Annotated in this window: 29 protein-coding genes; 16 read left to right on the forward strand and 13 right to left on the reverse strand. The window is 59.7% G+C overall.

Going from position 1 to position 26,846, the window contains the following annotated elements; genetic code table 11:
• Nucleotides 1-154: 154 nt before the first annotated feature.
• Complete coding sequence (gene ptrR / locus QRN10_RS05555; RefSeq protein ID WP_181075982.1) at nucleotides 155-1,048, reverse strand: putrescine utilization regulator PtrR; 894 nt, start codon at nucleotides 1,046-1,048, stop codon at nucleotides 155-157.
• Nucleotides 1,049-1,150: 102 nt separating this feature from the next.
• On the opposite strand from ptrR, the gene QRN10_RS05560 reads away from it, so the two are divergent.
• A complete protein-coding gene (locus tag QRN10_RS05560) occupies nucleotides 1,151-2,356 on the forward strand; it encodes an MFS transporter (protein WP_285427979.1) in 1,206 nt (401 codons plus the stop codon).
• Here QRN10_RS05560 and QRN10_RS05565 read toward each other — a convergent pair.
• The 3 genes from QRN10_RS05565 to QRN10_RS05575 all read right to left on the reverse strand — a co-directional run bounded on the left by QRN10_RS05565 (nucleotide 2,268) and on the right by QRN10_RS05575 (nucleotide 5,194).
• Nucleotides 2,268-3,710, reverse strand: a complete 1,443-nt coding sequence (locus QRN10_RS05565; protein ID WP_181075986.1) for an NCS1 family nucleobase:cation symporter-1 — start codon at nucleotides 3,708-3,710, stop codon at nucleotides 2,268-2,270. The two genes, QRN10_RS05560 and QRN10_RS05565, sit on opposite strands and share 89 nt — an antisense overlap.
• A gap of 196 nt (nucleotides 3,711-3,906) precedes the next feature.
• Complete coding sequence (locus tag QRN10_RS05570; protein ID WP_253508818.1) at nucleotides 3,907-4,305, reverse strand: DUF2177 family protein; 399 nt, start codon at nucleotides 4,303-4,305, stop codon at nucleotides 3,907-3,909.
• Nucleotides 4,306-4,357: 52 nt separating this feature from the next.
• Nucleotides 4,358-5,194, reverse strand: a complete 837-nt coding sequence (locus QRN10_RS05575) for a CvfB family protein (RefSeq protein ID WP_181075990.1) — start codon at nucleotides 5,192-5,194, stop codon at nucleotides 4,358-4,360.
• 322 nt (nucleotides 5,195-5,516) lie between these two features.
• On the opposite strand from QRN10_RS05575, the gene QRN10_RS05580 reads away from it, so the two are divergent.
• From QRN10_RS05580 to QRN10_RS05590, 3 genes are all read left to right on the forward strand, one after another.
• Entirely contained in the window at nucleotides 5,517-5,696 is a 180-nt protein-coding gene (locus QRN10_RS05580) for a PFL_1563 family small protein (RefSeq protein ID WP_003193095.1), read from the forward strand.
• 207 nt (nucleotides 5,697-5,903) lie between these two features.
• Nucleotides 5,904-6,626: a TorF family putative porin gene (locus QRN10_RS05585; protein ID WP_181075992.1), complete on the forward strand. Its 723-nt coding sequence runs from the start codon at nucleotides 5,904-5,906 to the stop codon at nucleotides 6,624-6,626.
• Between the two features lie 66 nt (nucleotides 6,627-6,692).
• Nucleotides 6,693-7,559 (forward strand): DUF6279 family lipoprotein, encoded by an 867-nt coding sequence (locus QRN10_RS05590; RefSeq protein ID WP_253508823.1) that lies wholly within the window; start codon nucleotides 6,693-6,695, stop codon nucleotides 7,557-7,559.
• 44 nt (nucleotides 7,560-7,603) lie between these two features.
• On the opposite strand, the gene QRN10_RS05595 is transcribed toward QRN10_RS05590, so the two are convergent.
• Entirely contained in the window at nucleotides 7,604-8,005 is a 402-nt protein-coding gene (locus QRN10_RS05595; RefSeq protein ID WP_253508825.1) for a transcriptional regulator, read from the reverse strand.
• A 154-nt stretch (nucleotides 8,006-8,159) separates the two neighbouring features.
• Between QRN10_RS05595 and QRN10_RS05600 the strand changes: the two genes are divergently transcribed.
• Nucleotides 8,160-8,435, forward strand: a complete 276-nt coding sequence (locus tag QRN10_RS05600; RefSeq protein WP_253508827.1) for a hypothetical protein — start codon at nucleotides 8,160-8,162, stop codon at nucleotides 8,433-8,435.
• A gap of 49 nt (nucleotides 8,436-8,484) precedes the next feature.
• Here QRN10_RS05600 and QRN10_RS05605 read toward each other — a convergent pair whose 3' ends face one another.
• On the reverse strand, nucleotides 8,485-9,831 hold the full coding sequence (locus tag QRN10_RS05605) for a DEAD/DEAH box helicase (protein WP_285427980.1): 1,347 nt from the start codon (nucleotides 9,829-9,831) through the stop codon (nucleotides 8,485-8,487).
• 193 nt (nucleotides 9,832-10,024) lie between these two features.
• Between QRN10_RS05605 and QRN10_RS05610 the strand changes: the two genes are divergently transcribed.
• The 6 genes from QRN10_RS05610 to QRN10_RS05635 all read left to right on the forward strand — a co-directional run bounded on the left by QRN10_RS05610 (nucleotide 10,025) and on the right by QRN10_RS05635 (nucleotide 16,385).
• Nucleotides 10,025-11,314: a mechanosensitive ion channel family protein gene (locus tag QRN10_RS05610; protein ID WP_266246301.1), complete on the forward strand. Its 1,290-nt coding sequence runs from the start codon at nucleotides 10,025-10,027 to the stop codon at nucleotides 11,312-11,314.
• A 610-nt stretch (nucleotides 11,315-11,924) separates the two neighbouring features.
• Nucleotides 11,925-12,947 carry an iron-containing redox enzyme family protein gene (locus QRN10_RS05615; protein ID WP_285427982.1) on the forward strand — a complete coding sequence of 341 codons (1,023 nt, stop codon included), beginning with the start codon at nucleotides 11,925-11,927 and terminating at the stop codon, nucleotides 12,945-12,947.
• Nucleotides 12,948-12,959: 12 nt separating this feature from the next.
• Entirely contained in the window at nucleotides 12,960-13,277 is a 318-nt protein-coding gene (locus tag QRN10_RS05620; RefSeq protein WP_181076004.1) for a Rieske 2Fe-2S domain-containing protein, read from the forward strand.
• A gap of 5 nt (nucleotides 13,278-13,282) precedes the next feature.
• Nucleotides 13,283-14,464 (forward strand): MFS transporter, encoded by a 1,182-nt coding sequence (locus QRN10_RS05625; protein WP_285427983.1) that lies wholly within the window; start codon nucleotides 13,283-13,285, stop codon nucleotides 14,462-14,464.
• A 12-nt stretch (nucleotides 14,465-14,476) separates the two neighbouring features.
• The gene (locus QRN10_RS05630; protein ID WP_266246303.1) at nucleotides 14,477-15,703 is read left to right on the forward strand and encodes an ATP-grasp domain-containing protein; all 1,227 of its coding nucleotides are present in this window, start codon (nucleotides 14,477-14,479) and stop codon (nucleotides 15,701-15,703) included.
• A 16-nt stretch (nucleotides 15,704-15,719) separates the two neighbouring features.
• Complete coding sequence (locus QRN10_RS05635; protein ID WP_181076008.1) at nucleotides 15,720-16,385, forward strand: phenylalanine--tRNA ligase beta subunit-related protein; 666 nt, start codon at nucleotides 15,720-15,722, stop codon at nucleotides 16,383-16,385.
• Between the two features lie 24 nt (nucleotides 16,386-16,409).
• Here the strand turns inward: QRN10_RS05635 and QRN10_RS05640 are convergent, their stop codons facing one another.
• The 4 genes from QRN10_RS05640 to QRN10_RS05655 all read right to left on the reverse strand — a co-directional run bounded on the left by QRN10_RS05640 (nucleotide 16,410) and on the right by QRN10_RS05655 (nucleotide 19,037).
• Nucleotides 16,410-16,826, reverse strand: coding sequence for an Lrp/AsnC family transcriptional regulator (locus QRN10_RS05640; protein ID WP_181076010.1), 417 nt, complete (start codon nucleotides 16,824-16,826; stop codon nucleotides 16,410-16,412).
• Between the two features lie 67 nt (nucleotides 16,827-16,893).
• Nucleotides 16,894-17,769, reverse strand: a complete 876-nt coding sequence (locus QRN10_RS05645; RefSeq protein ID WP_253508841.1) for a carboxylate/amino acid/amine transporter — start codon at nucleotides 17,767-17,769, stop codon at nucleotides 16,894-16,896.
• Between the two features lie 203 nt (nucleotides 17,770-17,972).
• Entirely contained in the window at nucleotides 17,973-18,572 is a 600-nt protein-coding gene (locus QRN10_RS05650; RefSeq protein WP_253508843.1) for an FMN-dependent NADH-azoreductase, read from the reverse strand.
• Nucleotides 18,573-18,722: 150 nt separating this feature from the next.
• Nucleotides 18,723-19,037, reverse strand: a complete 315-nt coding sequence (locus QRN10_RS05655; RefSeq protein ID WP_253508845.1) for a 3-phosphoglycerate kinase — start codon at nucleotides 19,035-19,037, stop codon at nucleotides 18,723-18,725.
• 49 nt (nucleotides 19,038-19,086) lie between these two features.
• Between QRN10_RS05655 and QRN10_RS05660 the strand changes: the two genes are divergently transcribed.
• The 4 genes from QRN10_RS05660 to QRN10_RS05675 all read left to right on the forward strand — a co-directional run bounded on the left by QRN10_RS05660 (nucleotide 19,087) and on the right by QRN10_RS05675 (nucleotide 23,309).
• Nucleotides 19,087-20,010 carry a PA3225 family LysR-type transcriptional regulator gene (locus tag QRN10_RS05660; RefSeq protein WP_181076018.1) on the forward strand — a complete coding sequence of 308 codons (924 nt, stop codon included), beginning with the start codon at nucleotides 19,087-19,089 and terminating at the stop codon, nucleotides 20,008-20,010.
• A gap of 14 nt (nucleotides 20,011-20,024) precedes the next feature.
• Nucleotides 20,025-20,837 carry an alpha/beta fold hydrolase gene (locus QRN10_RS05665; protein ID WP_285427984.1) on the forward strand — a complete coding sequence of 271 codons (813 nt, stop codon included), beginning with the start codon at nucleotides 20,025-20,027 and terminating at the stop codon, nucleotides 20,835-20,837.
• Nucleotides 20,831-21,394 (forward strand): peptidylprolyl isomerase, encoded by a 564-nt coding sequence (locus tag QRN10_RS05670; RefSeq protein WP_253508849.1) that lies wholly within the window; start codon nucleotides 20,831-20,833, stop codon nucleotides 21,392-21,394. Before QRN10_RS05665 ends, QRN10_RS05670 begins: the two co-directional genes overlap by 7 nt.
• An 82-nt stretch (nucleotides 21,395-21,476) precedes the next feature.
• Complete coding sequence (locus tag QRN10_RS05675; RefSeq protein ID WP_181076023.1) at nucleotides 21,477-23,309, forward strand: ABC transporter ATP-binding protein; 1,833 nt, start codon at nucleotides 21,477-21,479, stop codon at nucleotides 23,307-23,309.
• A gap of 204 nt (nucleotides 23,310-23,513) precedes the next feature.
• Here QRN10_RS05675 and QRN10_RS05680 read toward each other — a convergent pair whose 3' ends face one another.
• The 3 genes from QRN10_RS05680 to QRN10_RS05690 form a co-directional block, all read right to left on the reverse strand.
• Entirely contained in the window at nucleotides 23,514-23,762 is a 249-nt protein-coding gene (locus QRN10_RS05680) for a BrnA antitoxin family protein (protein ID WP_181076025.1), read from the reverse strand.
• Nucleotides 23,740-24,018: a BrnT family toxin gene (locus QRN10_RS05685; RefSeq protein WP_181076027.1), complete on the reverse strand. Its 279-nt coding sequence runs from the start codon at nucleotides 24,016-24,018 to the stop codon at nucleotides 23,740-23,742. The genes QRN10_RS05680 and QRN10_RS05685 overlap by 23 nt, the downstream gene beginning before the upstream one ends.
• A 79-nt stretch (nucleotides 24,019-24,097) precedes the next feature.
• On the reverse strand, nucleotides 24,098-25,222 hold the full coding sequence (locus QRN10_RS05690) for a GNAT family N-acetyltransferase (protein ID WP_285427985.1): 1,125 nt from the start codon (nucleotides 25,220-25,222) through the stop codon (nucleotides 24,098-24,100).
• Between the two features lie 283 nt (nucleotides 25,223-25,505).
• Between QRN10_RS05690 and QRN10_RS05695 the strand changes: the two genes are divergently transcribed.
• Nucleotides 25,506-26,828 carry a putative porin gene (locus tag QRN10_RS05695; protein WP_181076031.1) on the forward strand — a complete coding sequence of 441 codons (1,323 nt, stop codon included), beginning with the start codon at nucleotides 25,506-25,508 and terminating at the stop codon, nucleotides 26,826-26,828.
• Nucleotides 26,829-26,846: the final 18 nt, after the last annotated feature.

Here is a 26,846-nt window from a genome sequence, read left to right on the forward strand (position 1 = left end):
TGCCCCCTTTGAGGGTAATGCGGATCGGCGGTAGCTGAATTGCCTTACATAAAATGTCGCCGCTTCCTACTGATAATAGCCCTAAGTACTACGTATTGCTTGAACCAAACCACAACGAACTATTACCGAATCGGTCCGAATCCTGACGGATCGCTCAAGCAATCGCGCGCGTGTCCGACAGCACCTCGGCCTTGCCTTTTTGCTGCAGGTCGATCCATGCGTTGAGGTTAGCGCCGAGCATACCCTTTCGCCACATTAACCAGGTGGTCGCAGTGGCAAATTGCCCTATCAGCGGATGAACGGACACGCTGTCCCTGCCCGGCAGGCTGGCAAGCATGGATTCGGACATCAATGCCACTCCCGAGCCGGCGATGACACAGGCGAGCATGCCCTGATATGACTCAATCTCGATGGCGCGGCCCATGGCTACGCGATCCTGGGCAAACCAGCTTTCCAGACGCGTACGGTAGGCGCAGCTGCGGCGGAAGGTGAACACTGAGCGGCCGGCCACATCCTGCGGCCCGCGTACCGGGGGGTGGTCCGCTTCACAGATCAGCACCAGGCGCTCCTCACATAGTGGGATCCCGTCCAGGGAGGCGATGGTCAGCGGGCCGTCCACCAAGGCCGCGTCCAGGCGTCCGGTGATCAGGCCTTCAAGCAATTCGCCGCTGGGCGCCGACTGGACCTGCAGGTTCACCATCGGGTAAGCCTTGTGATAACGCGCCAGCAACGTCGGCAAGTGAATCGCAGCGGTGCTGTACATGCTGCCCAGCACAAAATCCCCGGCCGGTTGGCCACCTTGCACCGCGCCGTGGGCTTCGTCATGCAAGGCCAATAGCCGCGTGCTGTAGTCCAGCAAGACTTTGCCGGCCGGGGACAGCTGCAAGCGCTGACGTTCGCGCACGAACAATTCGACGCCGAGCTGTTCCTCCATCTGCTTGAGGCGAGTCGACAGGTTCGACGGCACGCGGTGCAGGCGCTCGGCCGCGCGGGTGATGGAGCCCTCTTCGGCCACGGCTTGGAAGATGCGCAATTGACTGAACTCCATACCTTTCTCCAAAGCTGAACAAGTTGCTCACTATTATTCATTTTTACAGAAAGTCAATGCACCTTAGGCTGATCGTCATTCGCCTCTCGCCGGAGCCTGACCATGTCGCCGTTGATTCGCTTACTTGCCAGCTTTGTCGCCTTGATGATGGCCATGGGCATTGGCCGCTTCGCCCTCACCCCGCAGCTGCCGCACTTGCTCAACGAAGGTCAGATCGACCTGACGGGGGCGGGATTGATAGCCGCCGCCAACTACCTGGGCTATTTCGTCGGTGCCGTGGATTCGATGTTCGCCCGCAGCCATCACCACATTCGTGGCCGTTTGTACGGCGGGCTGTGGCTGTGTGCGCTGCTGACCCTGGCCTCGTACTGGGCCCACGGGTTCTGGCCGCACCTGCTGCTGCGATTCGGCACGGGGGTGGCGAGCGCCTGGGCGTTGGTGATGATTACCAGCCTGAGCCAGCCGCTGGCTATTGCCGCCGGCCGGCCGCGCGCGGGGACGCTGGTGTTTGCCGGGCCGGGGTTCGGGATTGTGCTGACCGGCCTGCTGGCGCTGGGCTCCAACCTGCTTGGGCAAAGCAGCGCAACGCTGTGGCTGGTGTATGGCGGCGTGGCGTTGGTGATGCTGCTTGGGATACTACCGTTCCTGCCGCCGGTCAACGCAACGGCCGCCCCGGTGGCCGACACCAGCGTCGGCGGCAACGCCAGCATCACGCATCTGTGCTGGACGTACGTGTTGTACGGCGTGGGCTACATCATCCCGGCGACGTTTCTGTCGCAGATGGCCAGCGCGCAATTCAAGGGCGCCTGGCAGGCAGACCTGTTCTGGCCCTGCTTTGGCCTGGCATCGGCTCTCGGTGTGGTGGCCGCGAGCCTGCGCCGCAAGGATGCGCACACCACACGCCGCTGGCTGATGACGACCCTATGGCTGCAAGCGGCCGGCGTATTCGCCTGCCTGCTGGGCAATGTCTGGGGCCTGGCTTTGGGGGTGCTGTTGTGCGGCGGGCCGTTCCTGGCGTGCATGCAGCTGGTGATGGCGCGCCTGCGAGAGATCGCGCCCCACGGCTACCAGCGCAACACCGGCCTGCTCACCGCCAGCTTCGCCATCGGGCAATTGAGCGGGCCTTTGCTGGCGTCGTTCAGCAGCCATTTGAGCGGCGGCCTGCAGCCGGCGCTGGTGATGGCCGGTGCAGGTCTGTTACTGGCGGGCGGGATCGTACTCAGCTCGCGACCAACGGCGCCGGCATGCGAACCTGCTCGCGTCGCGCCAGCACCAGGAAGAACAGCCCACCCAGCAAACACCCGGTGAACCAGGCGAAGTTGGCCAGCCCCTGCAATGCCGGGGTGAAGGTGATCGCGACGCCCACCAGCGTCGCGGGCACCAGCGCCTTGACCGCCGTCCAGTTCACGCCGCCGTCGAAGTAGTAACGCCCGCTCGGGCTGTCGTCGAACAGCGCATCCACGTCGATCCGCTGCTTTTTGATCAGGTAGAAGTCCACCAGCAGGATGCCGAACAACGGCCCGATAAACGCCGCGAGAATATCCAGGGTGTAGTGGATCATCAGTGGGTTGTTAAACAGGTTCCACGGGGTGATGAAGATCGAAGCCACCGCAGCGATCATGCCACCGGCACGCCAGCTGATTTTGCTCGGTGCGACATTGGCGAAGTCGAACGCCGGGGACACGAAGTTGGCGACGATGTTGATGCCGATGGTGGCGGTCACGAACGCGAAGGCGCCGAGCAGAACGGCCATGCTGTTATCGATCCGCGAGACGGTCGCGATCGGGTCGTGGAGCATCTCGCCAAACACCGGCAAGGTGCCTGAAACGATCACGACGGTGACCAGGGAAAACGCCAGAAAATTCACCGGCAGGCCCCAGAAATTACCGCGTCGCACGTCCTGCATGCTGCGGCAGTAGCGGCTGAAATCGCCGAAATTCAGGGTAGGCCCGGAAAAGTACGACACCACCAAAGCCGTAGCGACGATTACCTGGCCGAACGCCTGCCAACCCGAGAGGGATTTCTCCGCCAGGGTGAAACTGATATTCGCCCAGCCGGCCTTCCACACGATCCAGCCGGCCAGGATAAACATCACGGCGTACACCACCGGGCCTGCCCAATCGATAAAACGACGGATGGACTCCATCCCGGCCCAGAACACCGCGGCCTGCAGTACCCATAAGCTGAGGAATCCGAACCAACCCAAGTAGGAAAGACCCGCAAAATGCGGCTCGGCGTACACCGCCATCTGTGGGAAAAAGCGCAGCACCACAATGATCAAGGCACTCGATGCCAAGTAGGTCTGAATGCCGTACCACGCCACGGCGATCAGGCCGCGAATCACAGCAGGAATATTCGCACCGAACACCCCGAATGCCAGCCGGCAGATCACCGGGTAAGGTACGGCCGCCTGCTGGCTGGGCTTGGCCACCAGATTGGCGATCAACTGCACGATACAAATGCCGGCGAGCAAGGCGATCAACACCTGCCAACTGGCCAGCCCCAGCGCGAACAGGCTGGCGGCGAACACGTAGCCGCCGACGCTGTGTACGTCGCTCATCCAGAAGGCAAAAATGTTGTACCAAGTCCACTTCTGCGGCAGTGGTCCCAGGTCCTGGTTATACAGGCGTGGGCTGTAGCCGTTGGGCAATTGCTCGGTCATCGCTGGGCTCCTCGTCATACCCGCCTGCGCTGCCGTAGCGGGTGCATACGGAAGGCGGCATAGTTTGTATACGGAAGAGTCAGCAGAATACGTGCCAATGGCACACAATCCCTGTGGCACGGGGCTGCAAAGCGATCATCAAGCTTTAACCAACGGCACTTCGCTCAGCAACGGTGCAGGTTGATCCTGTACACAATCATCGGTGCACCCGATCTGCACACGCATAACCCACCGTGCAGCAGGCCGCTGTGAGGAAGGTGCCCCAGGCCATATCCATCATTGCCAATTGGGCGGACCACCCCTGCAGCGTGGCCCAATTGCTCAAGTCATAGGTGCCATAGGCCACCAGGCCCAACAATGCCCCCAGGCGCGCCGCACGTTGCCAGCTGGCACTGGGCAGCACCACGAACACGACGCATCCGAGTACATATAAGAGATAGAAGAGTGCTGCGGGCAACAACCGCGGCTGATCGAGCATCAGCGGGCCCAGCAGGGATTTGTAGGTGGGGCCCATGACCACGCCGAGCCAGAGGCCGTCCAGAATCAGAAACGCGAGCATAGTGCCGAGGTAGGCAAACAGGGTCTTCTTGGTCATGGAAACAGCCTCCGTAGGCACCGATTGGTGCCTACAGAAGAGCAAACCGCACTCAGCTTAGTTCAATGCGATCGGCATGAATCACAATCTGCCCCTGCTTGTAGAGCGCACCAATGGCCTTCTTGAAGTTGCCTTTGCTCACCCCGAACAAGTTGCTGATCAGCGCCGGGTCACTTTTATCGCTGACCGGCAAGGTGCCGTTGTTGTCGCGCAACTTGGCTAGGATCTTCGAGTTCAGGCTGGACGCCGCTTCCTGGCCGACCGGTTGCAGGCTCAGGCTGATGTTGCCATCGGCGCGGATCTCTTTGATAAAGCCCTTCTCTTCCTTGCCAGGACGCAGAAACTTGAACACTTCGTTCTTGTGGATCAGGCCCCAATGCTTGTTGTTGATGATCGCCTTGAACCCCATATCGGTGGCTTCAGCGACCAGCAGATCGACTTCCTGACCCACCTGATAGTTGGCGGGGGTCTTGTCCAGGTAGCGGTCCAGGCGCGCCGTGGCAGTGATGCGCTTGGTGTGCTTGTCGAGATAGACGTGCACCACGCAATACTCACCCGCGCTCAATTGACGTTTTTCTTCCGAATACGGCAGCAACAGATCCTTAGGCAGCCCCCAATCGAGAAACACGCCAATGCTGTTAACTTCCACCACTTTCAAACTGGCGAATTCGCCGACTTGAACTTTGGGTTTTTCGGTAGTGGCGATAAGTTTGTCATCGCTGTCCAGATAAATGAAAACGTTAAGCCAGTCTTCATCTTCACTGGGAATATCCTTGGGAATATACCGATTAGGCAAGAGGATTTCGCCATCTTGCGCACCATCAAGGTACAAACCAAAGTTCGTGTGTTTGACTACCTGCAAACTGTTGTAGCGCCCGACTAAAGCCATTTCCAAACCCCTCGTTACGTGGGCGGCATTCTACCCGAGTTGTGCCCGCCACGCGCGCACGCCTGAAAAATCGCGGGGTTGCGTGGCTTTCTACTGGCCCTGCTCCGCTCGTCAGATCATCGTGGTGAATTCCACTGTGGGAGAACGTCACGCCGATGCACGGCTTTCGAGTTAAAACAGCAAGTTAGCGGCTTATTTGCGTGACGAACTTCCGCCATTGCGGACAGCAGCACTTATTCCAAAGGGATATTTGCCAAGCAATTGTCAAGTATTTCCTGTACGATGCCTGGCCAAGTTAATTTTCTACAGGTTAGTGGCCGCCATGCGTGTAAAAGCATCCAACAGCAAAGCAAAGCCAGCTCCCGCCGTTGAAACCAGCGAATCGATCAACAGCCAGATCGCTGCGTTCCTCAAGTCCGGTGGCGAAATCCAGCAAATTGCCAAGGGCGTGAGCGGCCAGACTTTCGGCCCGTCCAAGCAAATCAGCCTGGGCAAGAAGTAACCCCCCGCACCACACCCTGGTTCCTGAGCGCCTTGCCTTCAAGGCGCTAGGGCTGGCGTCAGAAACACCCTCACATCGCATTCAATAGCACGCTAATCGACGAACGGAGCTCAACGCCCGCCATTCGCCGGTATCCTTGCACACGTCTAGCACGGGCATCCGCCCGATTTTCTCCGTCACTGCTCCTCGCTTTTCATGGAGTGAAGCATGTTCAAACCCTGCATATTCCTGATCACTGCCCTGGTCGCCAGCCCGCTGGCCGAAGCGCAAATCTTCCAGCGCGAATTGGGCGACTTCGACCTCAAGCTGGGCACCACCCCCAGCCGCAGCATGGCCCAGGGTCTGGTCAAACCGACGTCGCCGGGCAGTGATTCGTTTCACGGTGGCCTGGACCTTAGCCACGACAGCGGCCTGTACTTCGGCCAATTTTCGCCCAACATGGGCCTGTCATCGTCCAGCAACCTCGAAGTCGATTCCTACATGGGCTTCAAGCACCCCTTTGACCAGACCCTGGGCTATGAAGTGGGCCTGATCCACTACAGCTACCCCACGCTCAGCCCGATGAACAGCCAGGAGTTCTACGGTGGCCTGAACCTGCTGGGCAATCGCTTCGGCGCCTCATTCAGCAACGACCCGGACCGTCAGGACAGCACCCTCTTCGCTGACCTGGGCGGCACGCAGCCCTTCGGTATCGGCGTGAGCATGAAGTACACCACCCATCAGCTGGGCTCCCCGGTCTCGGTGAACGGTGGCTCCATCAGCAGTTTCAGCGATTGGTCGGTGCAATTTTCCCGCGCCTGGAAAGGCATCGACCTGGACCTGATTTACAGCGATTCCAGCCTCAGCGGCGGCGACTGCTCGGCCTACTCCGGGCACAACACAGAATGCGATGGCCTGCTGACCCTCAAGGCCGTGCGCTCGTTTTACTAACCGGCTGAACTGTCGGACCCGGCCAGCGTTCACATGCACTAATCCCCTCTGCGCAAGGTTTCGCTCATGCTGCGTCGGCTCAAATTAACGGTGGCACTGCTGGCCCTGAGTCTGCTGCTCGCCGGCTGCAATCGCGTGGGCCTGGCCTATCGCAACCTGGACGTGATCATTCCCTGGACCCTCAACGACTATCTGGACATGAACGCCGGGCAGAAAAGCTGGTTCAACGACAGACTCAAGGAACACCTGGCCTGGCATTGCACCACCCAATTGCCGGGTTATCTGGACTGGCTCGACCGCCTGCAACAGATGGTCGACAGCAACCAAGTCACCGACGTCGAACTTCAGGCCCGTACGGCAGAGGCCAAGCGAGCGATCGCCGAGGTCGCCCGCGAAATCACGCCCTCGGCTATCGAGCTGCTGAAGGGATTGGACGATGAGCAGGTCAACGCGATGAACGACGCGCTGGCCAAAGACCTGCGCAAACGCCAGGACGAGTACCTCAAGCCGCCACTGGAGCAACAGATAAAGGAACGCGCCGAGCGCATGCGCAAGCGCCTGGACAGTTGGATGGGCCCGCTCAGCGCCAGCCAGCAAGCGAGGGTCATGGCCTGGTCGGTAGCGTTGGGCCAGCAGAATGAGCAGTGGATCGGCAACCGCGCCCATTGGCAGGCGCAGTTTATCGACGCGGTGCAGCAACGCCGTAACGCCGATTTCCCACAAAAAATGCAGCAGCTGCTGGTGGACCGGGAAAGCCTGTGGACCCCGCAGTACCGAGCGGCCTACGCGCAGACGGAAGCGCAGGCGCGCAGCCTGATTATCGACCTGATGGCGGACAGCACTGCGCAACAGCGGTTGAAACTGACTCAGAAAATCGACGGGGTGCGCAGCGACTTCAAAGCCCTCAAATGCCTGAAGGCCACTGAGCGCTAACGGGGCGGGGTGCCCCCCCCCGCCACGACAGCGTCGTACAGACCTTAGATCGCGCCGCCCGCATTCGCCGCTTCGCAGGCCACACGCTCAAAGGTCGCTTCGTCCAACGCGTCTTCCTGTTCGTCCAGGATCTGACGCGAACGGGCATCGCCGGGAATGGAGCTGTCGATCAGCGCCAGCAAACTCGAACCCCGCGGGGTCAAGATGAAATTTTCACCGTTACCGCCCTCTTCTTCCGGGCGCGGTTGGATAAAGCCGCGCTTGAGCAGCAGCGCCTCATAATCGGCGGCGTTTTTTTTCAGTGCATCCAGATTACCGATGGATTCGCCGGCCGTGGCCTTATCGGCGGCTTCCTGCTCCGCATACTTGCGCGGGGCAAAGTTACCCTCGCCGTTCTGCACTTCATGCAGCAAACGTTCGATCAAATCCCAATTGTAAGTCGTCATCCTGATTCCTCCTGCGGGCGTGAGGAAAAGTAGCCCGTCAGCAGGTGTGACCTGTGACGTCAGCGGCCGTTCAGCCGAATGCACGGGCGGTATTTCTCTGAACTTTCCAGACGTTCGCCCCCTCAACTGACTACTAACGCCAAGGAGGTCGATCATGAAAACCCTGATGAAGCTGGCTGTCGCTGCCGCCCTGCTCACCGCCCTGCCCGCCTGGGCCTGTACTCCGGAAGAAGCCACCGCCAAGCGCGAGGAACTGGCCAGGCAAGTCACCCAGCTCACCGAACAGAACCCGGCCAAAGCCAAGGAGATGAACCAGCAATTGCAGAAAATGGACCTGGACACCGAAAGCGCGGAGTTTCCCGACAAATGCCAGTTGATCGACGCGCGCCTCAAAGAGTTGAAAGAGGCTGCCGCCAAGGCCAAAAACTGAGCCTATAAAAAAACCGGACATCGTCCGGTTTTTTTATATTGCCTCAGGCTTATTCAGCGGCCGGCACTTGCGGCTTGCGGCGCTTGAGCGGGGCCATGCCGTCCTTGCTTACCAACGACAGGTTGTCGGTCTTCGGGCGGTTGGCGATCTTGCGCTTGGTCGGCGACTTCGCGCCGGCTTTCTTCTTGTCGCCCTTGGCGTCGGTCTTTTTCTTCTTCACGCCGACGGCCTTGCCCGACGCCTTGACCTTTTTCGGCCCGGTGTAGGTGCCTTTGACTTCCTTGATGGTGCGGCGCTCGAACGACTGCTTCAGGTAGCGCTCGATGCTCGACATCAGGTTCCAGTCGCCGTGGCAGATCAGGGAGATCGCCAGGCCGTCGTTACCGGCTCGCCCGGTGCGACCGATGCGGTGCACGTATTCGTCGCCGCTGCGCGGCATGTCGAAGTTGATCACCAGGTCCAGGCCATCCACGTCCAGGCCACGGGCGGCGACGTCGGTGGCCACCAGGATCTTTACACCGCCGGCCTTGAGGCGGTCGATGGCGAGCTTGCGATCCTTCTGGTCTTTCTCGCCGTGCAGCACGAACGCCTTGTATTCCTGAGCGACCAGACGGCCGTAGATGCGGTCGGCGGCGGCGCGAGTGTTGGTGAACACAATGGCTTTCTGATACGTCTCGTTGGCCAGCAGCCAGTTGAGGATCTGCTCTTTGTGCACGTTGTGGTCGGCGGTGACGATCTGCTGGCGGGTGGTCGCATTGAGGTCGCTGACGTTGTTGACCTGCAGGTGCTCCGGGTTGTTCAGCACCTTGGCGACCATGTCGCGCAGGGTCGAGCCGCCGGTGGTGGCGGAGAACAGCATGGTCTGCTGACGGTTGACGCACTCGCCCACCAAACGCTGCACATCGTCGGCAAAGCCCATATCAAGCATGCGGTCGGCTTCGTCGAGCACCAGCACTTCGACTTCCTTGAGGTCCAGGTTGCCGGCGTTCAGTTGCTCGATCATGCGCCCTGGCGTGCCGATCAGAATGTCCGGCACTTTACGCAGCATGGCGGCCTGGACCTTGAAGTCTTCGCCACCGGTGATGATGCCGGACTTGATGAAGGTGAACTGCGAGAAGCGCTCGACCTCTTTCAGGGTTTGCTGGGCCAACTCGCGGGTCGGCAGCAGGATCAGGGTCTTGATGCTGACGCGGACCTTGGCCGGGCCGATCAAACGATTCAGGACCGGCAGGACGAACGCGGCGGTCTTGCCGCTGCCGGTTTGCGCCGTCACCCGCAGGTCACGCCCTTCAAGCGCGAGCGGAATGGCCGCGGCCTGCACTGGCGTAGGCTCGACAAATTTAAGCTCGGCCACGGCTTTGAGCAGGCGTTCGTGCAGGGCGAATTGGGAAAACACGGGTGCTACCTCGAAGAAATGCAAAATATCAGCTGCATAGGGTAACGGTTTCGGGCGTCCAAACCGAGTTTCTTTACGCGAGCGGTGCCAATCAGGCGTTTTTTTGTGCGTGATTGTGTCAATGACATCAACTTTGTCGCACTCAGATGCTCTAATCGCCCCCGACCTGTCTTACCGAGGAACCGCTTCATCCATGGATATCAAACAGCTTTGGCGTAACGTCCAAGACCTCTGGGGCGCACTGGATCAACACCCGCTGTTGCACGCGAGCCTGGGCCTGCTGGTATTGCTGGTGGTGGCGCTGGTACTGGGTCGGGTGGCGCGCTACCTGATCCTGCACGCGGTCAAATTGCTCGGCCGGCAACCGGCCCTGCACTGGCTCAACGACTTGCGCCACAACAAAGTCTTCCACCGCCTGGCGCAACTGACCCCGTCACTGGTGATCCAGTTCGGCCTGTACCTGGTGCCCGACCTGAGCAAGACCGCCACCCTGTTCATCGGCAACGTCGCCCTGGCGTTCACCATCCTGTTCCTGGTGCTGGCCATGAGCGCCCTGCTCAACGCCCTGCTGGACATCTATGCCCGCACCGAACATGCCCGCACCCGCTCGATCAAGGGCTATGTGCAATTGGCGAAGATGGTGCTGTTTGTGTTCGGCGCGATCATCATCGTCGCCACTCTGATCGACCGTTCGCCGTTACTGCTGCTATCCGGCCTGGGTGCGATGTCGGCGGTGATCCTGTTGGTCTACAAGGACACGTTGCTGTCGTTCGTCGCCAGCGTGCAGCTGACCAGCAACGACATGCTGCGGGTCGGCGACTGGATCGAAATGCCTCAGGTCGGTGCCGACGGCGATGTGGTCGACATCACCCTGCACACGGTGAAAGTGCAGAACTTCGATAAAACCATTGTCTCCATCCCGACCTGGCGCCTGATGTCGGAGTCGTTCAAGAACTGGCGCGGCATGCAGGTTTCCGGCGGGCGTCGCATCAAACGCAGCCTGTTCATCGACGCCAGCGGTGTGCGCTTCCTGCGTGACGATGAAGAAGTGCGCATGACCCAGGTGCACCTGCTCACCGATTACATCAGCCGCAAACAGGCCGAACTCAAGGCGTGGAACGAAGCCCAGGGCCACAGTGCGCAACTGTCGACCAACCGCCGGCGCATGACCAACCTGGGCACCTTCCGCGCCTACGCGCTGGCCTATCTGAAAAGTCATCCGGACATCCAGCCCAACATGACGTGCATGGTCCGCCAGATGCAAACCACCGCCGAGGGCGTGCCGCTCGAGATCTACTGTTTCACCCGCACCACCGTGTGGGCGGACTACGAGCGCATCCAGGGGGATATTTTTGACTATCTGCTGGCAGTGTTGCCGGAGTTCGGACTGAACCTGTATCAGCAACCCAGCGGCACCGACTTGCGCACCGCAATACTGACCTTGGCACGCGATACCCACGCCTCGCAATCCTCCGAGCATTGACAGCGATACCGGCGAGGCACTGGCAAGCGCCTCGCTCCAAGGTCAGCCACTGCTGACTCACCCGCCGTAAAAAAGCCCGCCACTATGTGTAGCCGCCACGGCCCATTCTTCAACCGGCACAGCCCACAAAGAAAATTCTTCCTACGCGTTTAGTGAATTTCACTACGCGCGCGCACTGTTTCTAATCTGTTTTTAAAAAAACCAACTGCTTAGCATCTGGGCCATCGAACCACGCCAGCAAAAGGCCCCCGCCATGTTATGGACAACTCAGCTTTCCGTTAATGCAGCAGATTTTGTATTAAGTTCGAATGCCGAAGCCCTGACCCACTATTGTGGTGCCGCCGCCTTTGCTCAACCCCAAGACTTTTATACCCAAAGCCCTTATCAGCGACCGTCGCGGCCACAGGACGTCACCGATTCAATCATTACCACCTGCCTGACCAGCGATCAACTTTCAAACAGTCAGCATCTCTTGGCACAGCGGTTATTGTTGAATATCTACGAACAGGATCTGGTCTTTTTACCCAAGCCGCCATTGGAACTGGATTTAAAGGCTTTTAAAAGTTTCTACGATCCCGTTCACACCGCCAGTGGTAAAAAGATCCGGCCCTTGTTGGAACACTATCTGTACAACTGGCTCAAGGAAGAAGTGCATATCAACGGCCCTTGGTGCCTGGATTCCTTTATCGCCCACACCGATAAAGTATTGGACGACGTCGCTCACTCCGAGTCCAAACTCCATGAAGTGTTAACCACCAGCCGCCAGCCGGAACGTGCCGCCAGGTTTTTCATGACGCAATGTGCGGGAGACTTTCTCAGTGAAGCATCGGCGATGGCCCGCAACGTACTGGGCAACAGCGGTGTGTACACCAGCGAATTGTTCAAGATCCTGATCGACGAGTATGGCTACGGCGTCGACAAAAAGAAGCACAGCACCATTTTCGAAGACATGCTCCAGGACATGGGCATGTCCCATCACGTACACCATTACTGGCAGTTCTATACACCGGCGTCGCTGTCGCTCACCAACTACTTCCACTACGTATCGGCCAACCACGGCGAACTGTTCCGCTATATCGGCGCGATGTACTACACCGAAGCCACGTTGGCACTGACGACCAAGCACCAGTCACGCGCAATCAAGACCATCTTCAACGGCGCCGTCTCCACGGACTATTTCGACGAACATGCCCACATCGATGTACACCACGGAAGAATGGCGCTGCAGCGCTTGATCATGCCCATGATCAAGCAGTTCGGCCCCCAGATCATTCCCGACCTTATACGCGGCTTCGAAGAGTTCAGGCTGCTTCAGGACATCGCCGACGAAGAGCTGTATGCCCATATCCAATGGCATGACGAATTGGATCAGCATCGCGCACAGGCAGCGGCGCTGCAGGGCCAAAAACCCGTGGACCTGAGGATTACCGAGACTGAACTCGAACTGTCGGTGCTGCATACCCACCCCAATGACGAACTGTTCTGGGTCGAATCAGGCGAGCTGGAGTTTGTCGCCAGCCCCGAACTGACGGTACGCCTCAAAGCCGGCGAAGGCGTTGTGATTCCCAAGGGAATGCTGCATGGCACGCGCATCTGCAGTCCCTCCTGCACCTACACCGTAACCGCCATTTGAGTGGGCAACCCCATGAAAGCCATCAGCCTGAATATCTCCCACGCCAACTATGTGGCCGTGGAGGAACGCACCTACTTTCTCAAGCGTCACGCGTATTCGACGCAATTGCTGCCCACCAAGTGCCCCCACCGTGGCGGCCCGCTGCACATGGGCGAAGTGACAGGCGACGGCCAAAGTGTGATCTGTCCCTGGCACGACAACGCCTACAGGGTCTGCAACCTGGAAAAGAGCGCACTGCCCACCGTGCGCGTCAGGAACCGGATCAGCACGGTCGTCGGCGACACAGAGCGTTGTGTGCCGCTGCTTAAAATTTCCCGCTACGACGGATGAAGCTCATGAAGACTAAATCGACACTGACAGCGTTCTACTCAATCGTGACGCTCTTCACCGGCCTCGACATGGCGATTGTCATCGCGATGGTCTGGTTCGGCCTGGAGACTACCGGTTCGACCTTCCTGGTCGGCGCCACCTTGTGCGTGGCGACCGTCGTGCCCTATCTGTGCGAACAGTACATCGGCCGGTTCTTCACCATTGAACTGAGCCTGAAACGGCTGTTGTACATTCGCCTGGTGGCCTTTGCGGCAGTCCTGGGCTTGTCGTTTACCGAGGCCGCCCTGCTACCGATCGGCTTCCTGGCCATTGCGTTCGTAGTGGGCGTGACCGACTACTTCACCATCAGCACACTGGAATCGAAAAATACCAAGCTGGTACTGGCCGGTCTCACCGACAGCGATACCTGCGCGCGGTTGATGCAAACCTCCATACAGATCGGTGCCTTCGGCGGCGCGCTCCTGGGCGGGTTGATTGTGGATGTGTTTTCGGTCAACCAGACGCTGCAGATCATCAGCCTGGCAGCGATTGTCTCGCTCGCGGCCATCCTTCTGGTAGCCGACAGCCCCAACGAACACGCCACCGAACAGGCCACGGCAACCTCCACCGCGCGGCCACTGGAGCTACCGCGAAACCTCTATATCCTGATCATCGTGTTGAGCATGATCGGTTTCCATATCGGCGCGTTCAACAGCCTGGTGCCCATCGTTTTTCAAAAACTCAATGAGTGGAATGCCACGCTGTTCGGGGTCGCCAGCGGCCTGGCGGGCCTGGGTGCCTTCAGCGCTGCGGTGTTGCCGCGCATCAAGCTCAACCGCTACGGCGCGATCTCGCTGGTGATACTGGCGGACGTGGCGATCGTCTACTTCCACAACCTCTACGTGATGATGGCCGCGGCCTTCCTGCTGGGTTTTTGCATCAACAGCCTGCGCATCCAATTGCGCAGAACCTTGATCGAGTCGGCACCCAACGCTCGGGTAGCCGACGTGATCGCGGCCAAAAGCTCGCTCTACTACCTGCTGGTCAGTGGCTCGGCGCCGATGATCCTGACCTTCTTCACCACCTCCGGCTTCCTAGGACTCGAAGGCGCCCGCCTGTTGATGATCGTCTCCGCCGGCCTGTTGGCCACTGCCGTACTGGCGTGGAACCTGACCCCGGCCCCCGCGTCCACCGCCACCACGGAATAAGGAATACACGACGTGACAGTAGTGAAAACCGTATTGATCGTTGACCCGTTCTCCACGGGCAAACTGTATGCCCCCCTGCTCAACGCGCAGGGCATCCGGTGCATCGCCGTGATCTCCACCCGTGACTTGCCGGAACACTTCACCCAAGACTTGATCGCAGACAACTTTGATCAGGTATATCACTGGGAAGAAAGCCTGTTGATCACTCTGGAAACCTTGTCGCTGAGCGCCGTGATCGCCGGTTGCGAAACCGCGATCTATCTCACCGACTACCTGACGGAGCTGCTCGACATCCCCGGCAACAGCCGCATCACCAGCGACCTGCGCCGTAACAAGTTCTCCATGCAGCAGGCATTGAAACACCACCAGTTGTCCCACATCGCCTCGCACCTGCTGAGCTCACCGAGCCGCATCGGCGAGGTGGTGGCCAAACTCGACGAGTCGGCCACCTATGTGGTCAAGCCACTGAACTCGGCCGCCACTGAAGGCGTGGTGTTTGCCCAGGGCAAGCGCGAAGTGGAAACCGCCTTGAAAAACGCCGCCTGGCAGCAGAAAAACGACCTCGGCGAAGTCAATCTCGGGTTTATCGTGCAGTCGTTCATAGCGGGGCCTGAGTACGTGGTGGATATGGTCGCCTTCGGCAGCACCTACATCGTCGCCAGCGTCTGCAAGTACACCAAGATCCAGAAGAACGGCAGCATGTTTGTCTACGAAAGCCTCGACACCCTCGACCCTCAGGCGCCCGAACTGCAACCGCTGACCGATTACGCCCGCCAGGCGGCGGCGGCCCTGGGCGTGCGCGTCGGGCCGATCCATATGGAGATCATTTGGTCCGACGCCGGGCCGGTAATGATTGAGGCCGGCGGTCGCTTGCACGGCGGCATCGCGCCCCTGCTGTTCCAGCAGGTGTATCTCCCCGACTTGCTGTCACTGTCGATCGACAGCTACCTCGGCCACCCTCGCCCCCAGGCCGCTGCGGCCAGCCAGATCAGCCATGGCCGGATCGGTTTCTTCTGCTCCGATGAAAGCCGAACCTTTGAGCCGCCGTCACCCCAGGCCTTACAAAGCGCCCAGGCGGACGAAGCCTACTGCGGGCACCGGTATTTCATGCGCGCCGGCGATACCACGCCGGTCACTATCGACTTCGCCACCTGTCCAGGGCTGTTCTGGCTGCAAAGCCCCTCGGCGCAGCAACTGGACGTGAGTACCGCCAATCTGCGAAAAAAACTGTGGGCCTAAGGTTATGAGAAGCCGTTTGATTATCAAAAAGTCAGCTTGCGAGCTGGGCATCAACAATGCATGCGCTGCCGTTATCGAGGACGTCACCGTCTCGGATGATCGGAGCTTCGTCGGGGTACTGCAAAGCAACCTGAACCACGTGGCCTCGCATCTTAACGAGCTGGATTCGAACGTCGTCTACGAAGGGTTTTCCAGGCAGCTCAAAAAACTCGGCTACGAAAATACCGTCAGCGCCAATGAGAAGCTGCTGCGACGCTTCATCGCCAAAGGCGTTTACCCCATCAACAATATCGTCGATGCCTATAACGCGGTCGCAATCCGGCATGGGGTCAGCATCGGCGTGCACACGTATCACCAGAAGGATGACATCTATGTGATGCGCTCGGACAAACCGAGGGTGCTACGCCCGCTGTTCGCCAAGAAGCCCATCACGATTCCTGTCGGCGACATCGTCTATACCTGCGGGGATGTGCCGTTGGCGAGCATCGGCAAGGTGGACGCCGATGCCCATGACTTCCGGCTGACGAAAGACTCATCGAGGCTGCTGGTGGTGATCCTGGGACATGACGACACATCGTTCCAATTCAACCAGGCGGTCATCGAAGAACTCGTGGACACCCTTCGTCAGCAAATGCCGAACCTGAGTCATCATTTTCTTGAAACCGTTCGCGATCATGCGTGAAGCCATGCCGGCCATGGCCTGGGCCTAACGCCAGGCCTTCAGCACAGGGTTGACCACCACTTCCTTCACATGCTCGATCTTCAACAGGCTTTCCTTGAACACCATCAGTTCTTCAAAGCTTCTGTAGCGAACGTCGAGCATCATGTCCACGTCGCCAAACAGTGAGTAGGCATGCACCACCTGGCTGAACTGCTGAAGCATCGGATACACGAGGTGACAGTGACTGCCATTGAGCGTCAGCATCAAAAACGCCGCTTGCAAGGTGCCATCGCCCTCCGCGACGTTGATGGTAAAGCCCAGGATGACGCCTTTTTCAATCAGCTTTTGTACGCGCGACTCTACTGCGGTTCGAGACTTGTGAACTTGCCGCGCCAATTGCGCCAGGCTGACGCGGGAGTCATCCTTCAAGGCCGCAATGATCAGTTCATCAATCTTGTCCACTCTGCCGCCCCCACACCGTTCTTTCCGATAGCAGACTTTCATCGCCGCTCACGCCGCCCAAGGCCCATCACGTCGCAGACTGTACGCCAGGCGCGGGCTTTACGCCCAATCGACTTATCCAGACCGCCGCCAGAATCACCAGGCCACCCAAGGCCAGGCGGCCCAGCGGCTCGTGCTGGTTCCAGATCAGCAGGTTGAGCAGCAGGCCCACCGGTACGTGCAGGTTGTTCATCACCGCCAGCGTGCCACCGTTGACCAGACACGCGCCTTTATTCCACCAGTACAGGCCCAGCGCCGTACTGACCAGGCCGAGGAACACCAGCACGCCCCATTGCAGCGGCGCCTCCGGCAGGAAGTCAGCCTTGCCGAACAGCAGGAACGCCGGCAACACCACCAGCAACGCGCCAAGGTAGAAGTAGCCGAAGCGTCGATAGTGCGGCAGGTCGCTCGGGTAGCGCGCCACCAGGTGCTTGTACATCACCTGCCCGGCGGCATAGGTGAAGTTGGCCAGTTGCAGCAGCAAAAAGCCCATCAGGAAGTGGGCGGTGATCTGGTCGAAGCGAATCACCGCCGCGCCCGCCACCGCTACCAGCGCGGCCAGCAGCGCCCAGAAGTTGAAACGCCGATTCAGGGCGTCCTCGATCAGGGTCACGTGCAACGGCGTAAGGATGGTGAACAGCAGCACCTCCGGCACCGTGAGCACGCGAAAGCTCAGGTAAAGGCACACATAGGTCACGCCGAACTGCAGCGCGCCGATCACCAGCATGCCGCGCATGAACGCAGGCTCCACCGAACGCCAGCGCGTCAGCGGGATAAATACCAGCCCGGCCAGCACCACGCGCACCAGCACCGCGAAGTAGCTGTCGACGTGACCGGCGAGGTATTCGCCGATCAAGCTGAAGGAAAATGCCTGAATCAGGGTGACAACCAGTAGATAGCCCATGCGCGCCTCGTTTCGAATGGGCGGGACATTAAAGCTTTTCGTCGCGGGACGAAACTGGAGGCAAAAAAAACCCGACCTCGCTATAGCGGCAGTCGGGCAGGAGCACTCAGGAGCAACAAGTGCAAAGGGAGGTTCGTTACGCGTACTTGAAGGGTTGGCGTGGAGCGATATAAACACCGGGCGATTACGTGGCGATTAAAGGATCACGCCACCTGGGCAATCAGCGCCTTGGCGTGGTTGATGCCCTTCTCCTGGAAGTCACCGCTCAGGTTCACCCCTTCGGCATGAATGAAGGTGACGTCGTGAATCCCGATGAAGGCCATGACCTGACGCAGGTACGGTTCCTGGTGATCGGAGCTGGCGCCGGTATGAATACCGCCGCGAGCGGTGAGCACGATGGCGCGCTTGCCGGTCAGCAGCCCCTGAGGCCCGGTGGGGGTGTATTTGAACGTCACACCGGCACGCAACACGTGGTCCAGCCAGGCTTTCAGCGTGCTGGGGATGGCGAAGTTGTACATCGGCGCCGCCAGCACCAGCACGTCGGCGGCGAGCAGTTCATCGGTCAATTCGTTGGAGCGGTCGAGGGAGATCTGTTCGTCGTCATTGCGCTGCTCCGCCGCCTTCATCCAGCCGCCGAGCAAATTCGCGTCCAGGTGCGGCACCGGGTTAAGGGCCACGTCGCGCACGCTGATGCGGTCCGCCGGGTGAGCGGCGCGCCATTGGCCGATGAACTGCCGGGTGAGCTGGCGGGAGATCGAATCCTGCTGACGTGCACTGCTTTCAATAATCAGAACGTTGGACATGGCTCTGTAGGCTCCATCTGAAACTGCTGTAAGTCGATGGAGAAAAGATTATCCAGGGCTGATTCGATTAAAAAGCGCAAAAAACTGCTATAACCCATCTAGAAATTTGTTGATTAACCGGGTATCCCTGTAGAGCGCTCCACCGGCGCGCTATTTCGGGGCGCACTCCAGAGCGATACGCATCTTGATAATGGAGCGGGTGAACTTGACCGTGGTGTTTGTGCTTTTGCCGGCCGGCACCGAGACATTACGTCGACGGGGCGATTCCGGACCGTTGGTGAAGACTACCGAACACTGTGCGTCAATGGTGCCGTAGTTATTCAGTTGAATCGAACTGATGTCATCGTCCACGTCGGACGCCGTGTAGTCCAGGCTCACGCCTTCGATCTTTTTGGTCACATCGATGGGGTAGGCAAACGCACTCATCGGCAACAGCGCCAGCAACACACAACAGAATTTTCTCATTCGGCAGTCTCCAATAAGGACCGCCAGCTTAGGACAAGAGGAACCTATCTTGAAAGCGCCCCGCGTTACCCTCGATCAATGGCGCACGCTGCAAGCCGTGGTCGACCATGGCGGCTTCGCCCAGGCGGCCGAAGCGCTGCACCGTTCGCAGTCTTCGGTGAGCTACACCGTGGCCCGCATGCAGGACCAGCTCGGCGTGCCGCTGCTGCGCATCGACGGGCGCAAGGCGGTGCTCACCGATGCCGGCGAAGTGCTGTTGCGCCGCTCGCGGCAACTGGTGAAGAACGCCAGCCAGCTGGAAGACCTGGCCCACCATATGGAGCAGGGTTGGGAAGCCGAAGTGCGCCTGGTGGTGGACGCCGCCTACCCCAACGCCCGGCTGGTGCGCGCCTTGAGCGCATTTATGCCACAAAGCCGGGGTTGCCGTGTGCGGCTGCGCGAGGAGGTGTTGTCCGGTGTCGAAGAGCTGCTGATCGAAGGCGTGGCCGACCTGGCGATTTGCGGGTTCAGTATCCCCGGCTACCTGGGCACCGAGATGAGCGATGTGGAGTTCGTCGCCGTGGCCCACCCCGAGCATGCCCTGCATCGCATGAACCGCGCGCTGAGCTTCCAGGACCTGGAGAGCCAGATGCAAGTGGTGATCCGCGACTCCGGTCGCCAGCAACCGCGAGATGTGGGCTGGCTCGGCGCCGAACAACGCTGGACCGTCGGCAGCCTGGCCACGGCGGCGTCCTTTGTGGGCAGCGGCCTGGGTTTTGCCTGGTTGCCACGCCACATGATCGAACGCGAACTCGCCGAGGGCGTACTCAAGCAGCTACCCTTGGAACAGGGCGGCAGCCGCCACCCGACGTTCTTTCTGTACTCAAACAAGGACAAACCCTTGGGCCCGGCCACGCAGATCCTTGTCGAATTGCTGCGCACCTTCGACACCGCCCCGCTGGACGCGCCTTTCGCCGCGCCTCGGCAAGCCTGAAACGGAGTTCGTGCATGGCCTGGTTCGACCATCAAGGCTGCACCCTGCACTACACGGAATACGGCCACGGTACTCCGCTGATCCTGATCCACGGCCTGGGTTCCAGCAGCCAGGATTGGGAGCTGCAGGTGCCGGTACTGTCCCGGCATTACCGCCTGATCGTGGTGGATGTACGCGGCCATGGGCGCTCCGACAAGCCGCGCGAGCGTTACAGTATCCCGGGCTTCAGCGCGGATCTGATCGCGCTGATCGACCACCTCGACCTGCCGCCGGCCCATGTGTCCGGGCTGTCCATGGGCGGTATGATCGCCTTTCAGCTGGCGGTGGACGCGCCCGGCCTGGTGCGCAGCCTGTGCATCGTCAACAGCGCGCCCGAGGTCAAGGTACGCAGCGTCAATGACCATTGGCAATGGGCCAAGCGCTGGACACTGACGCGCGTGCTCAGCCTGAGCAGCATCGGCAAGGCCCTGGCCGAGCGGTTGTTTCCCAAACCGCAGCAGGCCGATCTGCGTCGCAAAATGGCCGAGCGCTGGGCAACAAACGACAAACGTGCTTATCTCGCCAGCTTCGATGCGATTGTGGGCTGGAGCGTGCAGGAACGACTTTCCAGGATCGCCTGTCCAACCCTGGTCATCAGCGCCGACCACGACTACACCCCCGTGGCGCAAAAAGAAATCTATGTAAAACTGCTGCCCGATGCGCGACTGGTGGTCATCGAAGATTCCCGCCATGCCACGCCTTTGGATCAACCCGACGCCTTTAACACGACCCTGCTCGATTTTCTAAAGACCGTCGACACCACTACCAGGATCACTGACCCATGCTGAAAAAAATCGCCTTCTTCGCCGGTTCCGCCTTGTTCGCTGCCAACCTGATGGCGGCAGAGCCGGCCAAGGCGCCGCACGTTCTGCTCGACACCACCAATGGCCAGATTGAAATCGAACTGGACCCGGTCAAGGCGCCGATCAGTACCAAGAACTTTCTGGCCTATGTCGACAAAGGCTTCTACACCAACACGATTTTCCACCGTGTGATTCCGGGTTTCATGGTCCAGGGCGGCGGTTTCACTACGCAGATGGTGCAAAAACCGACCGAAGCCCCCATCAAGAACGAAGCCAGCAACGGCCTGCACAACGTGCGTGGCACGCTGTCGATGGCGCGCACCTCGAACCCGGATTCGGCCACCAGCCAATTTTTCATCAACGTGGCTGACAACGCCTTCCTCGACCCCGGCCGCGATGCCGGCTACGCGGTATTCGCCAAAGTGGTCAAGGGCATGGACGTGGTCGATATCATCGTCAACTCCCAGACCACCACCAAGCAAGGCATGCAGAACGTGCCAATCGACCCTGTCGTGATCAAGTCGGCCAAGCGCATCGACTGAAGTCTGCAGGACGCACCGCGCGCAGCCCACAAGGCTGCGCGCGCACCTGAAAGGAGAGCCCGCCCGGCGGGCGTCAACCCCAATGCTCTATCGTCGTTTCGAACAACTGATCGATATTTTCCGCGACGCGCCCAGCGCCGCCCCGCCTGACAAAGTCCTGCCCTTCTACCTCTATTACCTGCGCCAGGTATGGCCGCACTTCGCCGCCCTGCTGGTGGTGGGCTTGATCGGCGCGCTGATCGAAGTCGCGCTGTTCAGCTACCTGAGTCGCATCATCGACCTGGCCCAGGGCACGCCACCCGCGGACTTCTTCCAGGTACACAGCACCGAGCTGATCTGGATGGCCGTGGTTGCCCTGCTGCTGCGCCCGATCTTCGGCGCCCTGCATGACCTGCTGGTGCACCAGACGATCAGCCCCGGCATGACCAGCCTGATCCGCTGGCAGAACCACAGCTACGTGCTCAAGCAGAGCCTGAATTTCTTCCAGAACGACTTCGCCGGACGAATCGCCCAGCGCATCATGCAAACCGGCAATTCGCTGCGCGACTCCGCCGTGGCGGCAGTGGATGCCATCTGGCACGTGGCGATCTATGCCATCAGTTCCCTGGTGCTGTTTGCCGAGGCGGACTGGCGTCTTATGATCCCACTGGTGAGCTGGATCATTTGCTACAGCCTGGCATTGCGTTACTTCGTACCGCGGGTCAAGGAACGCTCGGTGATCTCCTCCGAGGCGCGCTCCAAATTGATGGGGCGCATCGTCGACGGCTACACCAACATCACCACCTTGAAGCTGTTCGCACACACTCAGTACGAGCAGCAATACGCCAAGGAAGCGCTGATCGAGCAGACTGAAAAAACCCAGTTGGCCAGCCGCGTGGTCACCAGCATGGACATTGCCATCACCACCATGAACGGCCTGCTGATCGTCACCACCACGGGCCTGGCGCTGTGGTTGTGGACCCAGTCGCTGATCTCGGTGGGCGCCATCGCCCTGGCCACTGGCCTGGTGATCCGCATCGTCAACATGTCCGGCTGGATCATGTGGGTGGTCAATGGCATTTTCGAAAACATCGGCATGGTCCAGGACGGCCTGAAAACCATCGCCCAGCCGCTGGCCGTGACCGACCGCGACAATGCTCCACGCCTGAACGTACCCCATGGCGAAGTGCGCTTCGAGCAGGTGGATTTTCACTACGGCAAAAAAAGCGGGATCATTGGCGGCCTCAACCTGAGCATCAAGGCCGGGGAAAAAATCGGCCTGATCGGCCCCTCCGGCGCGGGCAAATCGACGCTGGTCAACCTGCTGCTGCGCCTTTACGACCTGCAGGGTGGGCGTATCCTCATCGACGGCCAGAATATCGCCGAAGTGACCCAGGAGACCCTGCGCGAACAGATCGGCATGATCACCCAGGACACGTCGCTGCTGCACCGCTCGATCCGCGACAACCTGCTGTACGGCAAGCCCGATGCCACTGACGAAGAACTCTGGAGGGCGATTCATAAAGCGCGCGCCGATGAGTTCATCCCCTTACTGTCGGACGCTGAAGGCCGCACCGGACTGGATGCTCACGTCGGCGAGCGCGGGGTGAAACTCTCCGGCGGGCAACGCCAGCGCATCGCCATTGCGCGGGTGCTGCTCAAGGACGCGCCGATCCTGATCATGGACGAGGCCACCTCGGCGCTGGACTCGGAAGTGGAAGCGGCGATCCAGGAAAGCCTGGAAACCCTGATGCAAGGCAAAACGGTGATCGCAATTGCCCACCGCCTGTCGACCATCGCCCGCATGGACCGCCTGGTGGTGCTGGAGAAAGGCGCGGTCGCCGAAAGTGGCAGCCATGCCGAACTGCTGGCCCATGGCGGGCTGTATGCGCGGCTCTGGCAGCATCAAACCGGTGGCTTCGTCGGTATCGACTGACTGACAGATCGGTGAGGGGCCACGTTGTCGTGAGCGGGCTTGCCACAGGCAAGCTCCTCACGGGCAACACGGTAAGGGGATTACCGACGTGTATCGTCGCTCAGGTCAGCGACAGTACGGTCGCCGCAGCGCCGTTGTGAAAGTGGGGCTGGATAAAGGGCCTCAAGCTTGACACCCCATGCAAAGAAGGATCAGGGCACCTGCTCACCCCTGATGGGCCTGCATGTATTGGCGCAACAACTGGTTGATCCGCGTCTGATAACCCGTGCCTTGACCTTTGAACCACTCAAGAACGTCGGCATCCAGCCGAATAGTCACTGCCTGTTTTACAGGCACACGCAACTCCGCACGACGGAAAAATTCGGCGTCCAATTCAGGGATATCGCTGGTATCGATCTCTTTATCACTCATTTTGGCCAGGCGCTCCCAATCAGTTTTGGATGTTTGCGTCATAGTATTTGGCCTCCTTCTTAGTTGCCTTTCGCGCGGAGATGATACGAATCACATCACCACATCGCTCGGTGTATACGACTACACCCATTAACAGTTTTATCCAACCAATACATATCCAACGCTCTTCCCCATAATCCGCTCGATCATCGCGCAAGGCCAGCATTGGATGGCGAAATATATCGGGGACGTCATTGAAATCGATGCCGTGCTTGGAGATATTGGCCTTGTTCTTGGAATCATCCCATTCAAAATGCATGGCAAACGCCTGTATGTACTTTTGTACATACATGATAGCCAGATTATTACCTGTGAGTACCGATGCAGACCAACGGTCTTTATACCTGCCGATACGGCAGCGCCGCCCTCGCCTCCTCGGCATACGCCAGAATCCCTACCCGTTCGCGCTCGAGAAAATCCTCCACCGCGCTCTTCAAGCCCGGATGCCGCAGGTAGTGCCATGAACGCGTGATCACCGGTTCGAACCCACGGATCAGTTTGTGTTCGCCCTGGGCGCCGGCGTCGAATCGTTGCAGGCCGTGGGCGATGGCGTAATCCATGCCCTGGTAGAAACAGGTTTCGAAATGCAGGCGGTCGAACTCCGCCAGGCAGCCCCAGTAGCGGCCGTAGAAGCTGTCGCCGCCGATCAGGCTGAAGGCCATGGCCACCGGACGTGTGCCTTGCTTGGCCAGGACCACGCGGATCGCCTCGGGCATACGCTCGGCCAGCAGGCTGAAAAAGGCGCGGGTCAGGTACGGCGCCTGGCGACGGACCGCGTAGGTATTGGCGTAACAGGCGTAGACAAAATCCCACTGCGCCTCGCTCAGTTCGTGACCTTGCAGCCATTCGAACGCGATGCCCTGCCCCGCTACCTGCTCGCGCTCCTTGCGCATCTGCTTGCGCTTGCGCGAGCTCAGAGCGTCGAGGAAGTCCTGGAAGTCGCGATAATCGCGGTTCTGCCAGTGGAATTGACAACCCAGGCGCTGCAACCAGCCCGGTTGGCCGGCCAAGGCTTCATCGGCCAGCCCGTCGGTGAAGTTGATATGTGCGCTGCAGAGCCCTTCTATTTCCAGGTAACCGGGCAGACTGTTGAGCAGTTCGAAACCGTCCTCGACGCTGGCGGCCAGCAAACGCGGGCCGCTGACGGGGCTGAACGGCACCGCCACCAACAGTTTGGGGTAGTACTCGATCCCGGCACGCGCACAGGCATCGGCCCAGCCGTGATCGAACACGTACTCGCCATAGGAATGCCATTTGCGATAACCGGGCAGGGCCGCCACCAGTCGATCGCCCTCCCAGTGCAGCAAATGCTCCGCTTTCCAGCCTGACTGCGGACCGAGGCTGGCACTGTCTTCCAAAGCGCTGAGGAAGGCGTGACGCACAAAGGGCTGGGCGCTCGGCACCAGCGCATCCCATACCTGCGGGGAGATTTCGGACAGGTTGTCCAGACGTTGCAACGGCATCGGCATCCTCACTACATCATGGCGTGAAAGCCTGGCGAGTATCGCCTATCGCCAGCATCGATACACGCCCGAATCGCCGGACAAGGCTCTAAACCGATAGTTCCGCGCTCGATTCATTTGTCATCGACATGACATCACTTTGCCACCGCTCCGTCATAAACCATCGCGATACTGACGCCTGTTTTTAGAGCACCTGGTTCTAGCAGGTGGTTACTTTTCCGTCCGTCATCGGTCGGTTGTGTCCTGGATGGTTTGCCATCCCTCCTCACTTTCGGAGATTGATATGCGTCTTGCTTCCACTAAAACTGCGGCGGTCCTGTGCGGCGGCCTGTTGCTGGCCCTGAGTGTTCCGGCCAGCGCCGCAGTCGACGCTAAATTGCTCGACATGCTCAAGGCCAACGGCCAGATCACCGCGGCGCAGTACACCGAACTGCAAACCGAGTTGGCCAAAGACCAGAAAGAACAGCAGATCGCACGGCAAGCTCAACAAGAGACCAACGAACAGATCGCGGCCACCGCCAAAAAGACCAACGATTTGAGCGTGTTCGATCAGAAGCTGGCGTGGGCAGCCAAGACGCAATTCAAGGGTGATGTGCGTTTCCGCCAGGAAACCATCAAGATCGACGGCGAGCCCAACAACGGTGGCCGCGACAAGGATCGTCAGCGTATCCGTGCCCGTCTGGGCGCCTACACCGAGATCAACCCGCAAGTGGACACCGGTATCCGTATCGCCACCGGCGGCGGCGACGACGCCCGCTCCACCAACCAGGATCAGGATGGCTACTTCGACAAGAAGTCGATCTGGCTGGACCTGGGCTACATCGACTACCACCCTGACCAGATCAAGAACCTGCACGTAATCGGCGGCAAGATGCTGCAACCGTGGGTCAATATGGGCGACGTGATCTGGGATAGCGACATCAACCCTGAAGGTCTGGCGCTGACCTACAAGTATCCTCTGGGCAGCAGCGCCGAGCTGTTCGGCAGCATCGGCAACTACAACCTCAAGGACAACGTCGACGGCGACGGCGTGCAGTTCCGTCACGACCTGCGCCTGACCGCCGGCCAGTTGGGCTCGCGTATCTCGCTCACCGACAACCTGAAACTGACCGTGGGCGGCAGCGTCTACGCGTACAAGAACGATGAAGACAGCCGCTGCACCACGACCACCACGCCGTGCGCGCTGGCGGTCAACGGTAACTCGGCCAACGAAGAGTTCCGCCTGTACGAAGGTTTCAGCCAACTGGACATCGGCGGACTGGCTGTACCGCTGTCGCTGTACGGTCAATACGTGAAAAACAACGACGCCTCCACCGATCAGGACACCGCCTGGCTGCTGGGTGCCAAGTCCAAGGTGTTCGGTTTCAACCTGGACTACAACTACCGCGACACCCAGCGTAACGCCGTGGTCGGCGCCTTCACCGACTCGGACTTCGCCAACGGCACCACCGGTTCACGCGGCCATAAGTTCAAAGTGGGCTACGACATCGACAAGAACTTCGCCGTCGGTGCCACCTACTTCCTGACCAAAGCGGATTTCTCCAGCCGTACCCAGCGCGACGCCGACACCAACACCCTGCAGTTGGATGCCGAAGCCAAGTTCTGAAGCTAAGCGTTGTACACC

Origin of the sequence: Pseudomonas sp. lyk4-R2A-8 (assembly GCF_030209095.1) — a bacterium.
GTDB lineage: Bacteria > Pseudomonadota > Gammaproteobacteria > Pseudomonadales > Pseudomonadaceae > Aquipseudomonas > Aquipseudomonas quebecensis.